Here is a 14,203-nt window from a genome sequence, read left to right as displayed (position 1 = left end):
GTAATCATTTTTTTAAACTCTTCTATATCATTATAGTTTTTATAATAAACCATCCCCATATCTTGTATCTTTTTCTCAAATTCTTTAACTCTATCAAATTGTTCAGTATTTAACTCCCTAGGCGATATAGGGGCATTCGAAAAATATAGGAATACTTGTTTTCCATTTTCAATTGCTTTTTGCATTTCTTCAGCAGTACCTGATTCATAATTATCTGTAGGAGTTCCCATTCTTCCCCAGAATATACATATAATCATGTCAGAATCATCTATAAATTGTTTATTCAGTAATTCTTGAGCAGAACCTCCTGACTGAGCATATGAATCTGTTGACCAATGTTTTAAATTTAAATTTGTATTCAATTTATTACCTATTGTTCTATTAAAATCCTCAATTACTTCTTTAATAATTTCTTTCTCTATTTCTACATCTGTTGGACATGATAGTACAATATCGTATGTAGTTACCGTTCTAGCCATAAAATACCTCCATGTAATTGATTCTAATCTCTTTAATAGTATAGCAAAATTTCAGAACAATACCTATTTAACTAAATAACGCCGATTGTAAAATTAAGCTAGACAAATAAAAAAGTCATTTGTGATACACTCAAGATAGTTCCGTCGAAAGAATTATAAGGAGTGGATACAAATGACCTATACCCATCTTACACCAGACGAGCTCGTTATGATAGAGGCTTATGCGAAAGCCCATCAACCTGTTGCGAAAACAGCTCAGATGTTGAAACGTTCAATACAAACAATCTATAATGTTTACGATTATTTTAAGGATGGACATACTGCATTAGAATACTACCGAAATTACAATAAAAATAAGGCGAAATGTGGAAGACATACCATTGTTTTACCAGCAGAACAAGTAAGTTACATTCAAAAAAAGTTGTTCAAGGGTGGGCTCCAGATGTGATTGTTGGTCGAGCTGAGTTCCCTATTGGTTGTTCTGTCCGTACTATTTATAGAATGTTCAAAAGGGGTATATTTGATTGTTCTGTTTTACCAATGAAAGGAAACGAAAACCCAATGGACACCAAGAAAAACGCGGTAAACAAGCATTTAGACGTTCAATACATGAACGTTCGAATGATTATACTTCTTTTGAAGCAGAGTTTGGTCACCTTGAAGGTGACACTATCGTAGGACAGAAACACAAAAGTGCGGTTATTACCTTAGTTGAACGTTTGTCTAAAGTCATTATTACATTGAAGCCTTGTGGTAGACTGGCTACGGATATCGAAAATAGATTAAATGCTTGGTTTGAATCCGTACCTAAAAACTTGTTCAAGTCGATTACTTTTGATTGCGGGAAAGAATTTTCAAATTGGAAACAAATCAGTAATAAAAACGATATCGATATCTACTTTGCAGATCCCGGAACACCTTCGAAACGAGGGTTGAACGAGAATTCTAATGGATTATTACGAAAAGACGGCTTATCAAAAGCAATGGATTTTCATTTAGTGGATGAAACGTTTATTCAGTCTGTAGCATCAAAAAGAAATCACATTCCAAGGAAATCATTGAATTACAAGACACCGTTAGAAGTATTCTTGAGCTATTTAGCTGATGATGATTTGTCTAACTTAATTTGACATTTGAGAGAATATAAAAGTCGATTAGTTCCCTGCTTCGCCAACCACCATATTTCTTAAACAAATACATCGGCATCTCAAAATGTGAGATCGTGATGACTGGTTCAATTCCTAACTCAAGCATTTTATTGAAGAGGCGATCATAAAATTCTAAGCCTTTTTCATTAGGTTCAGGCTCATTCCCATTTGGAAAGATTCTAGTCCAGTTTATACTCGTTCTCAGTGCTTTAAAGCCCATTTCAGCAAATAATTCTAAGTCCTCTTCATATCTATGATAAAAATCAATTGCTTCATGACTAGGATAAAAAAAATTCCCTTCATCAATTTTGTCAGTAAATTTTCTCCCTCTATTCATTTCGTGAATAGTCTTATATTCCCCCGTTAAACCAGTTAAATGGTCGATGACACTGTCACCTTTGCCATCAATATTCCACGCCCCTTCACATTGATTTGCAGCTAGTCCACCTCCCCATAAAAACTCCTGCGGAAAATAATTCTTATTCTTTTTCATCCCCTTCTATTTCTAAAGTAAGATTAGCATTGTTCCACTTTTTCAGAAAGCGTATTCAACGAAAATGTTTCTTTGTTTCAAAAAAAGATGGATAGAGATATTCTAAAAGAAACAACGTTGCGTTTTATAGATGTTTTACGTGACTTACAACGATAATGATTCGTGTAATGCCAGCAACAAAAAGGTATTCGTTGCAATCTGGATTAAAAACCTTTAATGAAGACTGCCAGGCCCTCAACAAGAAGAAACGTTTCGCAATATAAAAATGCTAAACGTCTAAAGATAGGGATATATAAATATTAACGATTTGAAATAAATATACTGTTATACGCGTTTTTTTGTGGCCCAACGTCGCACATAAAATAACGAATATTTAAAAGTTAATTGAAATGCCAATACTAATCAGCGTTCTTATAAAAATGCTAAACCAATGAATTCCTTACATAGGTGGCATAATCTCGTAAAATTTTGAGTTTTACAAAAATCCTTTAGCGTTTGCAAATAGACTGGCAAAGCACATAACCGTTTGAGTATTCTCTTCCCTAAACGGATGAATTAACCATAGTTGAGCCATCAAGTCTGAGAACAACGGAATCATATCTTCTACACTAATATTAGCCCATACTACTTTATTCGGATCATCAACAATCATTTCAAATTGAAAATGAATTAATGAAATTTCACAACTAGAAGTAAAGAAGATAATAGCATACTCTACGTCTTCTTATCCCTTATAAACCACGACTCTATCCATCTCTCTGTTTATCACTTCACCGACCCCAGCATCCCTGCCACAAAATATTTCTGCAAAGAAAAGAACACGATCATTGTCGGTAATGTAGCAACCATGATCGCCAGCATCAACAAGCCATAATCTGGATTATTGGCTGCGCCGATGGCCGAGATGAGCAAAGGGAATGTTTGCTTTTCTTGAGTCTGGAGGGTGATCAACGGCCATAGATAACTATTCCAACTGTTAATGAAGGTGATAATGGCGGCAGCCGCATAGGTTGTTTTCATTGTGGGCATATAAATACGAATAAATATCCCAATCTCAGACAGCCCATCTATCCGTCCGGCTTCGATCAAAGACCTAGAGAACATCTTGGTATTTTGCCTGAAAAAGAAAATCAAAAATGCTGTCGACAACGTGGGCAAAATAACCGAAGCCACTGTATCCAATCCGATAAAGGGAATCGTCGTTGAAAAGCTGCCAAACATACGGAACAATGGGATCATTGTTGCTGCAAAGGGCAACATCATGGATAACAGCAACACATGAAAAATCACATTCTTTGCTCGGCTTTGGTAGATCTCAAAACCATAACCAGCTAAAGACGCAATCGTTATAGAAAAGAGCGTTTGTAAAACAGAAATCCTGGCACTATTCATGAATACTCGTCCAATATCATACGTTGCACGCAAATTGCGCCAGTTTTCCAGCAAATGGGTGCTGGGTGCGAGTTTCCCTTGCATGATCTCTACTGTCGGATTGGTCATACTGACAAGCATAAAATAAAAGGGAAAAGCAAAAAGAATCGTGAAGAACCCTAAGAACAGATAACTGCCAACTTTTTTCATGTATCATCTCCTCCTACCTTGAACTGAATGAATGAAAAGAAGATGACCATGACCACAATGGCATAAGACACTGCAGAAGCATAGCCAAAGTCTGGTGTATAGCGAAAAGACAGGTTATAGATGTATTGCGAAATCGTAAATGTCGCATTCCCTGGTCCGCCTTGGGTTAAATTCATCGGTTCATCAAATAGTTGCAATGTCCCAATCGTGGAAGTAACCGCTGAAAACAAGATAACTGGCTTCAGCATTGGTATCGTAATATTGAAAAATTGTTTGATCGGCGAAGCCCCGTCAATTCTGGCCGCTTCGTAAATCGACGGATCAACATTCTGCAAAGCGGATAGAAAGAAAATCATATTATACCCCGTCCAACGCCAAGTAATCGCCAAGACAATAATCACCTTCGCCCAAAATGGGCTTGAGAAAAAAGCAATCGGCTCGGATACAAGAGATAGCCTCAGCAAAATCCCATTGATGACCCCATTATTTGCAAAAAGGGACTTAAATACCATTGAATAAGCCACCAATGAAGTGACAGCTGGCAAAAAAATAATTGTCCGAAAAACGCCTTTGAGTTTGAGGGCTCGATTATTCAATAGTACGGAAAAAAACATCGCCAGTATAACCATAATTGGCACTTGAAAACAGAGAAAGGTAAGCGTGTTTTTTGTGGCTGCTAGAAATGTTTGGTCAGAAAATAGTCGCCGATAGTTGGCTAACCCACTAAAACTCAGCCCGATACCTGTGCCTGATTGCAATGACATCATGAAAGCCTGAACCATCGGATAGAATGAGAAAAAGAAAATCAAGAGCGTCGGGATGGCAATAAAACACCAACCCGTCAGCGCCCCTTTCTTCAACAATAATCGATTACGCATAAGTACATTCTCCTCAGCAAGTGTTAGTTTAATTGATTTTCAGCAATTGCTTGCGCATTCTTTAGTCCCTCTGCCAAATCAGCACCATTGACATAGTCTAGAAAAACAGGATTCATAATATCTTCTAGTGCATATGTGTTTTTGCCGAAATTAACAGATGGAATTTCTGTCGCCCAAGTCACAAAATCTTGATAGATCGGTTGGTTGTCAAAAAATGGATCCGTTACTTTGTAGGCTTCTCCTTCTGCTGCCGGAATATATGAGCCGATCGCGCCTACTGTTTGAACAAGTTCTTCATAGAAAGCGATGTTCTTGCCGAATACTTCTGAAATATAGTGTAGCGCCTCTTCTTTCCCGTCAATATCCAATACATAGATAGAGGAACCGCCTAAGTTCGTTGCATGAACTGATCTGTCGATATTCTCTTGTTTCGGTACGGGCACCACTACCCAGTCACCACTATGGCTATCTTCTGATTTAACAGAAGGCGTGATCCAATTTCCTTGTAAAACACCCGCGACATCACCGCTATTAAAACCAGCCAACAATTGATCCCATCCGTTATGTGTCGTGATCACCCCTGACTCAAGCATCATTTTCAAATCTTCAAATCCTTGTTTCAAAGACGGATTGCCATCAATAAATGGTGTTTCGCCATCCTCCGTTGTGTACCAATACCCGCTCGAATGCATCATCATTCTCAAATGTGCCAAATCATTCATATCAATTGAAAATAATGGCTTTCCTGTTGCCTCTTTTACTTGCATACCTAATGTATTGAAGGTTTGCCAGCTGATGTCATGAAAATCGGCTATCGCCAATCCAGATTCTTCAATGATCGACTTTCTCAAATAGACACCGGCTACCCCTGAATCAAAAGGCATCCCATATTGCTCACCATCCACAGAAGAAACTTCAATTTTATAATCCATGAAGTCCTCTACATTGATATAATCCGTTAATGGAACAAAGTATTCAGGAAATACTTCTAAAAAATTCCGAATACGAAAATCTTCGATCAATACAATATTCGGCAGCCCTTGTGTCCCACCAGAACTAAAAATCGTATTCATTTTTTGCACGCTATCCTGTTGTGATATTTCTGTGACATTGATGCTAAAATCGGGATGATCTTCTTGGTAATATGACTCAGCCAAATCAAAAGCTGCAATATTAAACTTAGGATCCCACGCCCAAATGGTGATTTCCTGCCCCTCGTTCGTTTCCTTCGCATCGCTGCCAGACGTACTACTTTCACTGTCACATCCAGCCAATACTCCTAATACAAAAATGACCAAAAACAAAGATACTTTTTTCATTGTCTATTTTCCTCCTGACTTAAGTTAGATAATGCATCGTAAACTCAAAATGAAATGCCTGATTCAATAAAAGATACTTCGGTAGGATCCCTGGACCACAGCTGGCGGTGCCTAGACCTTGAACAGCAGCATCAATATTTACCTCAATGCCGTCTGCTTCGACTAACTGATTGCGATGCGTCGCTTGTGCTGCATTGTCTTGTGTATAGTGATGGACACTAAAGTTTAATGCATCACTTGTAACCCGTAATCCCTTTCCTGAATCCTTTGATAATAGAAACGTCTTTGTCTGCATGCGATTGCCATTCTCTTGTGGTCGAACATAAGGTGTATGCATCTCAGCGACCGTTTTTTTCCACCAATCGAGGTAGCCGCTTTGACAACTATCCGGATACGTTTCATGTGGACCAAAACCATACCATTCCACATGCTGGTGCTCTTTCTCAATCATCAGTTGCATACCGATTCTGGGCAGTGTTTGCGGACCTGTACCAAAAGGTTCCCCTCTTACTTCAACCTGGATTTCTCCTGTTATAGAGAGCCGATACGTAAAGAACAACTGAATGCCCCAATCAAGGGAGATCGGCATGGTCTTTATCTTCACATCGATTTTTACTTCTTCAGGAGATTGTTTGTATTGAAAATCAAGCAGACGTTCCTTGAGATAGCGAATACGATATTTTTCCCATTCATCACCGATGATTGCCGCACCAAACTCTTCACTGCCTAGCAGATCATTATCTGTCATAGCCCGCCAAAAATTCATTTGCAATGGCTTGATAAAGAGTGACGCACCATCGACGATCCATTGGTGAAATACGCCCGTCTGCTTCTGAAAAACATAGACTTGATCCGCCAAAGTAATGGTCAGTTCATCTGTCGTTTCGGAACAAGCAAACGTGTTGTCCTTCCTTGGACAAATCTTCTCAGGCTTTGGTTCATCCACGATTGCCTGCCCCCATGCAGATGCATTTTCCAAAGTGAACGCCGCTATCTGTTCTTCGAAGAAAAAGATGGTAATATTGGCATGCCTTATAGCTGCCAAACATGCCAGCGCATCATCTGGGAAAGGCAAACACTTCTCTTCTTGTGGCTGAAGATCCACTCGGGGCAATTCTTTTAGATAAACCACCTGATCATCATGCTTGATCTGCAGCACTGGTCGTAACGTGGCTAAATTTCGAAAGTCAAAGCGATTGATCACATGGTAATTTTGTTCTTGAAGATTGATGCTGATCTGCGCTGGCTCAATCACTTTCTTGTATTCAAACAAACCTGGCGAAGGGGATCGATCTGGAAATAGTAAACCGTCGATCACAAAGTTGCCATCGTGGATTTCTTCAGAAAAATCACCGCCATAGCTGTAATACGTCTCACCTGAAGATCGATCTTTGCGCAATAGACCATGGTCGATCCATTCCCAGATAAACCCACCTTGCAATCTAGGATAACGATAAAAAAGATTCATATAGTCAATCAGACCACCTGGGCCATTCCCCATCGCATGCCCATACTCGCATAAGATATGCGGTTGATCTAAAGGGGTTTGTCCCTGCTTTGTCATTTCCTCAACGGACGTATACATCGTTGAAATCACATCAGAGGCTTCACATTGGCTATATACGCCGAAAGTCTTCCAGTAACGGGCCTCCCCTTCATAATGAATCAATCGGCTCGGATCCAAATGCTTGATCAGGTACGCCATTTTCAAATGATTTTCTCCGTAGCCAGATTCATTGCCTAATGACCAAAAAATAATAGAGGGGTGGTTTCGGTTACTGGCAACCATTCTTTCTCCGCGGTCTAAATACGTTGGCAACCATACGTCACTATTGCTTAGTTCATTGATTCTTTGGACAATATCCATACCATGGGTTTCGATATCTGCTTCATCAATCACATACAAGCCATATTGATCACACAACTGATAGAACCTTGTATCTGCAGGGTAATGCGAACAACGCACTGCATTGATATTAAACTGTTTCATCATCAAGACATCTTGCTTCATTGTGTCATATGTCAGACTTCGCCCTGTTTCACAGTGCCATTCATGGCGATTGACACCTTTTAGGACAATTCGCTGGCCGTTGATTTTCAACATACCTGCTTCTATCGAAATATGCCTGAAGCCGACTGGCAAAGGAATCACTTCCAACAATGCCCCGTCGATATAATGCTTGATCAACAATTGATAGAGATATGGTTCTTCGGCATTCCACGGTGTCACATGTGGAATCTTCCCTGAAAGGCTGCAGGTTTTGGTATTCGTTTGTAGGTCTTGCGTTTGATTTAAAACGGTTACATTGTTATGATCAGTCAGTTCAATTTCGATAATACTTTTTGCTGCTTGCTTTCGTGTGTCGGGTTTGAAAAACATTGTTGCTTCAAAGACACCGTCTTGGTAGTCATTGGATAAGTCAGCCTGGATCGTGATATTTTGAATGGCTTGCGGATGTCGGCAAAAGAGGTAGACATCTCTGAAAATCCCGCCTAACCACCACATATCTTGGTCTTCTACATAGTTCATCGCGCTCCATTGCTTGACCTGTACACAGATTTCATTGTTGCCGCTTTTTATATAGGGTGTCACATCAAATTCAGCGGCCAGTCGACTACCTGTGCTGTATCCGACATAGTGTCCATTGACATAGACTTCAAAAACCGATTCTACACCGGAAAAATGCAGAATATACTCCGGACCTAGTTCATCGATCCAGCATTCTTTTCGGTAAAAAGCGGTGGGATTGTCTTTGTAGACAAATGGCGGATCGACAGGGAACGGATATTGAACGTTGGTGTAAATGGGTTGTCCATGTCCTTGGAACTGCCAATGAGAAGGTACCTCAATCTTATGTTCGTATGCGGTTACATTCTCTTCATTGCTCAACTGGAAATCCCATGTACCGTGTAGCGTTTGATAGCCATAAGCATCGATGGGATCATTTTGCAGTGCTGATTTGATGGTCTGATAGGCAAAGAAACTGGATCTGGGGGCTAGACGGTTTTCGTGTAAGATTGCTGGGTTGAAGATTTTTTCTTTTAGCATGGTGTCCTCCAAACATTTTTTAGTATTGCTTCTGAAAACAAAGTAACTGTTCCTTTATCTAAACATCTTCTTAGAAATGACAGACAAATATAATAATAATATCTGATCCTACTTTCTAAGTATCTTCTCCTTTCATTTTCTAAATAAATGAATAAAAATCGTTGAGAGTAGTTGCTATTCTTCTCTCAACTAAATTCTGATACCTTCTAATCAAAAATATTATGCGTTTATCGCATAATATACTGCAACACAAAATTCCTCACATAAAATAAAGTTGAGGTGATTTTATGTACCATAGGATCCGTGACTTGCGCGAAGATAAAGACTTGAATCAAGGTCAACTTGCTACTATTTTGAGTGTCAACCAAGCAACTTATTCTCGTTATGAATCAGGAAAGTTAGAAATCCCCCTTCAATCTTTGATCAAACTGGCAGATTTTTATTCTACTAGTGTTGACTACTTGCTTAATTTAACTGACCAGCAAAAACCTTATCCTCGTAATTAGTAATATGATATGCGCAAAGCGCATAAAAGTCAATATACTAAAATAGCATACGCTGAAATGAAGAAAAATGATTTATATGTTCCAACTCTTGCATTCTGTAAGAGAATCATACGGACAAATCATGATAATGGGAATAATTTTTACTTTCAAAGTGCATAATAGAAAAGTCGCCCTTACTGTTTGCTAATTAAGTAGCACAATTTAGATTCTTTTACTTTATGATACTTATGTAAGCATCAATAAAAGAGGTGTTATCTATGTATAAAGAAAAAATGTTAGTCATTCATATTCAAGAGCTCGTGAAGAAACATAATATTTCTTTGCGTGAACTTTCCCGCCGATCCGACATAGATATTGCCCGTTTGAGTGAATTATCTAGTGGAAAACGTCAGCGCATCAATATTGAATATATCGAACGGATAGCTGAGGCTTTGGATATAGACGATATTCGTGAAATTTTGACAATTAAAGATAAATAGGCAACTTGTATGCTTATTAGTTGTATCAACTAAATTCACTGAAAAAGAGAGAGAATTATTTTAAGTGAAGATATTTTAGAAAAACGTGATATGAATCATTTTTTAATAAATAAGCACCAATGATACTTATATAAGTATCATTGGTGCTTATTATACATATTGTTGCTTTTATAAGCAACAATTTATTGGTTTTTTCTTTTTTATGACTATAAATCACAATATTATATCCTTCTTCTGGATTTTTAAGTTGAATCTATTTTGTGCTCTATGATACGATTTTATAAAATAGATATTGGAAGGTATATTTCCTATGGCCAAACAAAAAAATACCTATAAATACTCAAATTTCGGTAACAACGTGGTCGACCTCAGAGAGAGCAGGGATTTTTCTCAGACACACTTAGCAGATTTGCTAAACTTGAATAAAAATGTTCTGGGTAGAATTGAAAGAGGAGAACGGCCGCTGAGAGATGTAGAAATTTTGAAGTTGGCTGAAATATTTAAAGTATCTACGGATCTGATTCTGGATAACAAAACAGAAGTTGATCTTGACGAACAAGAAAAGTTTTTGGACTATCAAAGAAATAATCAGAAAGATATCTCTAAACAGATACCTTATTTTATTGAATATTTAGAGCGTGAACCGGGTTTAACTTTTGAAGGTAGGGAACTTTCGCGTGAGGAGAAGAAAGATATAGCTGTGGCTTTTGAAGTTGTGAATCGTTTGATAGGTGAGAAGTTGTATCAGAAATAATGAGGTTTTAGGTGTTATCTTATAATACTGAATTGTGGGTGTTTTATTATTTTTTGAAATCAACTGATTATCATTCTGTTTACTGATTGTGCACAGAAGGACGCTTGATTTCTATGGTTTTACCAATCCAGCAAAGAAATACGGATTTTCTTCTGAACTTTTTTAGTCCGTTATGATGCCCGCACTTCTAAATCTGCATTTTTAAGCTGTCATTGACAATAGAAGCGTAAACATTATTAAGATGCCTGTCGGAAGAATCGCTTATCGAAAATGACTGGTGGCAATAGTTATATGAACAATATAAAAACCCCACATCAAAAAAGACACTCTCACGGAGAATGCCTTTCGAAAACTGTATAAAAAGATTAATGGTTTGAAAACTGTGAAGCATTACGGGCCTTTTTAAGACTTGGTTAAACAAACTTCTATTTTATAACGTTCTACAAAGCTATACACAGCATGAAATCAACGTTATCTTATTCATCAAGTTTTATTAAAGTGATATGCTGTCATTAACTCATATCATTACCTCACCTTGGCGAGTTGGCTGATTGAAGAATACTTTTAACCAAATAAAAAATGACGCCAAAAATAAGTACACTACTCAATACTTATTTTCAACATCATTAATCCTAAAAATAGCTTCGCTTTTACCCGTTACTATCTACCCTTTCGGAAGGGGTATTTCATCTGATTACAGAATAGCATCCAAGATACTCAATAGTCAAGTAATTAATTTACCATACTCCATTATGATTTTTTCAAAAAAGCGGAAAGCTTCTAAAAGTTCATGGTTTTTTTCATACATTTTACTATTAACTTTTATGCGATCAAGTAAATCAGATAGAGCTTCAAAGTTTGTTGTTTTCAACTTTTGTGTTTGAACATATTTTTCGTGAAGATATATAGTAGCCACAATATCATTCATTTTCATATTGGTGAGTGCTCTGGCGATTAGTTCAGAATCAAGACCCGCATTCGTTGCAAACTGTTTTAATTGAATAACAGGCCTTCTTTTCTTAAAGTTGCTGTCAGCTCTACCAAATTGATAAGGTTCAACAATATTATAAATAAGAGGTCTACTATGTGCAGAAGCATTTCTGACATTCGTAACATATTTTAATAATTTTTGAGCTGTTTTTAATCCTAGATATCCAAAATGTTCCTCTTCGAAATAGAAAGTGATAAATCGCTCTAAATTTCCTAGGGTCATAACTTCTAATAAAGCCCAAATTGAAATCTTATCATGATGATGATTATAAAAATCAAAATCATATCCGAACTTTCCTTTCACCTTATCTAGAATCTTTTCAGAAGCTTGTGTATATTCAGACAAGATCTCTTCATTTGTTTTAGTATTACCTTTTTTTCTTTGACTATCAATAAATTTATTTTGCATATACATATCGTAATCTTCAACAATTTTATATCCATCTTCGGTTAACGAATTAGTGATTGAACTTATTATCAAAGTTTTCAAAGAATGTTCAAGTTCAAAAATCATTCTACTCAAAATCATTCTTAAATACATATCAATTTTTGCTAAATCAGCTAATTTTACAAATGATAAATCTATATACTTTCCATTTATATCTTTTTCAAAATTCTTACGGTATGCGGTTACCTTGAAATAATATGATCTATTCAATAAAATATCCTGAACAATACTTTCATCCGATTCAGAAATTTCTATTCCTTTAAATCTAGCATATTTAATTTGATCCGTAATCGAAAAAATTTCCTTTTTTTTAGCTTTTTTACAAAGATCTTTAATTTCTTCTGATAATTCTTCAGAGACTTGATTAACTCTCTCTTCTTCTTCTAACTGCAACTTTAATTTGGTCAATTTGCCGCTTTTAATAAAAACACACCTCCTTTATCTCTTTATTCTTATACTATCTTTCCAATATGTCCATAAACTTCCGCAACTCTTCTTGCGCTTCATCTGTTGTCCCGTGCAATTCACCCAACATTTCAAATAATTTATCTGTTGACTCTTCAATCTCTTGCTTCACATCTGCTAATTCCTGTGCAAGTTGTGGTAATGGAATCACTTCTTCTTCCTCAAACGTGTCTACATATCTTGGAATGTTTAGGTTATAATCATTTTCTTTAATTTCATCCAAGGTTGCTACATGTGCATATTTTTCAACATCTTCACGTTTTTCATAGGTTTCAATCATTTTATTAATGTTTTCTGGTGATAGTTTATTTTGGTTTTTTCCTTTGACAAATTCACTTGAAGCATCGATAAATAGAATGTCTTTCGTTTTTCTAGCTTCTCTTCCTTTGAATACCAACACAGCGGTTGGAATACTTGTCCCATAAAATAGATTTGCCGGCAATCCGATAACAGTGTCTAGCAAGTTATTATCGATAATATTTTTCCGAATTTTCCCTTCGGAAGCTCCTCGGAATAGTACGCCATGAGGCAATACAATTGCCATCGTCCCAGATTTATCTAGGTGATACAGACCATGTAGAATGAACGCATAGTCTGCTTTGGAAGCAGGTGCTACGCCGTAACCTTTAAACCGTGTGTCTTTTTCTCGATCCACATCTTTTATATCCCACTTAGCAGAGTATGGCGGATTAGCCACTACAGCATCAAATTTCAGTGGGATTTGCATACCATCTTTTTCTGCGAACGGCCAGTCTGCATCAAGGGTATCACCACGTTTCAAATTCATATTTCGATAAATAATACCATGCATCATCAGATTCATGCGGGCAAGGTTATAGGTTGTCGTATTCAACTCTTGCCCATAGAAATCAACACTGCCTGATTTATCTCCATCGGGCAATTCATTTTTTACTGTCAATAGCAATGAGCCCGATCCCATTGCTGGGTCATACACTCGAAATTGTGTGTCATCCGCTTTGGCGTCTTTAGTTACAATTTTTGCTAATACTTGGCTTACTTCATGTGGTGTATAAAATTCTCCGCCTTTCTTTCCAGCATTGGCAGCAAATTGACCAATTAAGTATTCATACACATCACCAAGAATATCGTGACCAGAATCATCTTTAAAGGTAAAATCATTCACCATCAAAACAACATCATTCAAGGCCTTTGCTCGCTCATTCGTATTCGATCCCAACCGAGTATCGCCAAGATTAATGTCCGAAAAAACATTTGCAAAATCATCTTCGGCGACCGGGTTACGTTTCGCATTCAAATTGAATGAATCAAGCATATCCTGAAAGTCACTCGCTTTGATCTGGTGGTTTTCAATCTTTGATACTAATTGTTCCCAAGTATATTCCGGATCAATCGCATAACCAATTCCTCGACTGATTTCTTCCAAGTAATCTTCTTTTTCTTCAGACTCGGTGACTTCGTAGTACTCATCTAACCCATTTTTTTCTAAATACTCGTCTTGATTTTCTGATAAGTAGCGGTAAAACATAAATGGTAAAATATAATTTTTATATTCACTCGCATCCATTGTTCCACGTAATTTATTGGCCATTGCCCATAATTTTGCTGTTATCTCACTTGCATTACTCATTTATT

General features: G+C 37.1%; 9 protein-coding genes and 3 pseudogenes. 4 read left to right on the top strand and 8 right to left on the bottom strand.

Going from position 1 to position 14,203, the window contains the following annotated elements; genetic code table 11:
• A pseudogene (locus AEQ18_RS03095) lies at positions 1-479 on the bottom strand (hypothetical protein); the annotation flags it as partial.
• Positions 480-651: 172 nt separating this feature from the next.
• On the opposite strand from AEQ18_RS03095, the pseudogene AEQ18_RS03090 reads away from it, so the two are divergent.
• A pseudogene (locus tag AEQ18_RS03090) lies at positions 652-1,609 on the top strand (IS30 family transposase).
• 10 nt (positions 1,610-1,619) lie between these two features.
• Here the strand turns inward: AEQ18_RS03090 and AEQ18_RS03085 are convergent.
• The 5 genes and pseudogenes from AEQ18_RS03085 to AEQ18_RS03065 form a co-directional block, all read right to left on the bottom strand.
• Positions 1,620-2,120: pseudogene (locus AEQ18_RS03085) on the bottom strand (family 1 glycosylhydrolase); the annotation flags it as partial.
• Between the two features lie 765 nt (positions 2,121-2,885).
• The gene (locus AEQ18_RS03080; RefSeq protein ID WP_054114897.1) at positions 2,886-3,701 is read right to left on the bottom strand and encodes a carbohydrate ABC transporter permease; all 816 of its coding nucleotides are present in this window, start codon (positions 3,699-3,701) and stop codon (positions 2,886-2,888) included.
• On the bottom strand, positions 3,698-4,579 hold the full coding sequence (locus AEQ18_RS03075) for a carbohydrate ABC transporter permease (protein ID WP_054114896.1): 882 nt from the start codon (positions 4,577-4,579) through the stop codon (positions 3,698-3,700). The genes AEQ18_RS03080 and AEQ18_RS03075 overlap by 4 nt, the downstream gene beginning before the upstream one ends.
• A gap of 23 nt (positions 4,580-4,602) precedes the next feature.
• Positions 4,603-5,898, bottom strand: coding sequence for an ABC transporter substrate-binding protein (locus AEQ18_RS03070; RefSeq protein WP_054114895.1), 1,296 nt, complete (start codon positions 5,896-5,898; stop codon positions 4,603-4,605).
• 19 nt (positions 5,899-5,917) lie between these two features.
• The gene (locus AEQ18_RS03065; protein ID WP_054114894.1) at positions 5,918-8,947 is read right to left on the bottom strand and encodes a glycoside hydrolase family 2; all 3,030 of its coding nucleotides are present in this window, start codon (positions 8,945-8,947) and stop codon (positions 5,918-5,920) included.
• A gap of 287 nt (positions 8,948-9,234) precedes the next feature.
• On the opposite strand from AEQ18_RS03065, the gene AEQ18_RS03060 reads away from it, so the two are divergent.
• From AEQ18_RS03060 to AEQ18_RS03050, 3 genes are all read left to right on the top strand, one after another.
• Positions 9,235-9,453 (top strand): helix-turn-helix domain-containing protein, encoded by a 219-nt coding sequence (locus AEQ18_RS03060; RefSeq protein ID WP_054114893.1) that lies wholly within the window; start codon positions 9,235-9,237, stop codon positions 9,451-9,453.
• A gap of 257 nt (positions 9,454-9,710) precedes the next feature.
• A complete protein-coding gene (locus AEQ18_RS03055; protein ID WP_054114892.1) occupies positions 9,711-9,932 on the top strand; it encodes a helix-turn-helix domain-containing protein in 222 nt (73 codons plus the stop codon).
• 310 nt (positions 9,933-10,242) lie between these two features.
• Complete coding sequence (locus AEQ18_RS03050; RefSeq protein WP_054114891.1) at positions 10,243-10,686, top strand: helix-turn-helix domain-containing protein; 444 nt, start codon at positions 10,243-10,245, stop codon at positions 10,684-10,686.
• 724 nt (positions 10,687-11,410) lie between these two features.
• On the opposite strand, the gene AEQ18_RS03045 is transcribed toward AEQ18_RS03050, so the two are convergent.
• Entirely contained in the window at positions 11,411-12,517 is a 1,107-nt protein-coding gene (locus AEQ18_RS03045; RefSeq protein ID WP_160316047.1) for an Abi family protein, read from the bottom strand.
• 64 nt (positions 12,518-12,581) lie between these two features.
• A complete protein-coding gene (locus tag AEQ18_RS03040; RefSeq protein WP_054114889.1) occupies positions 12,582-14,198 on the bottom strand; it encodes a type I restriction-modification system subunit M in 1,617 nt (538 codons plus the stop codon).
• Positions 14,199-14,203 lie beyond the last annotated feature (5 nt).

Origin of the sequence: Enterococcus sp. RIT-PI-f, from assembly GCF_001297065.1 — a bacterium.
Classification (GTDB): domain Bacteria; phylum Bacillota; class Bacilli; order Lactobacillales; family Enterococcaceae; genus Enterococcus_D.
This window is presented reverse-complemented; position numbering and strand designations above follow the sequence as displayed.

Excerpts from the sequence above, each read along its gene's own strand:
- AEQ18_RS03080 (WP_054114897.1), bottom strand. The coding sequence starts at position 3,701 with ATGAAAAAAGTTGGCAGTTATCTGTTCTTAGGGTTCTTCACGATTCTT.
- AEQ18_RS03075 (WP_054114896.1), bottom strand. The coding sequence starts at position 4,579 with ATGCGTAATCGATTATTGTTGAAGAAAGGGGCGCTGACGGGTTGGTGT.
- AEQ18_RS03070 (WP_054114895.1), bottom strand. The coding sequence starts at position 5,898 with ATGAAAAAAGTATCTTTGTTTTTGGTCATTTTTGTATTAGGAGTATTG.
- AEQ18_RS03065 (WP_054114894.1), bottom strand. The coding sequence starts at position 8,947 with ATGCTAAAAGAAAAAATCTTCAACCCAGCAATCTTACACGAAAACCGT.
- AEQ18_RS03060 (WP_054114893.1), top strand. The coding sequence starts at position 9,235 with ATGTACCATAGGATCCGTGACTTGCGCGAAGATAAAGACTTGAATCAA.
- AEQ18_RS03055 (WP_054114892.1), top strand. The coding sequence starts at position 9,711 with ATGTATAAAGAAAAAATGTTAGTCATTCATATTCAAGAGCTCGTGAAG.
- AEQ18_RS03050 (WP_054114891.1), top strand. The coding sequence starts at position 10,243 with ATGGCCAAACAAAAAAATACCTATAAATACTCAAATTTCGGTAACAAC.
- AEQ18_RS03040 (WP_054114889.1), bottom strand. The coding sequence starts at position 14,198 with ATGAGTAATGCAAGTGAGATAACAGCAAAATTATGGGCAATGGCCAAT.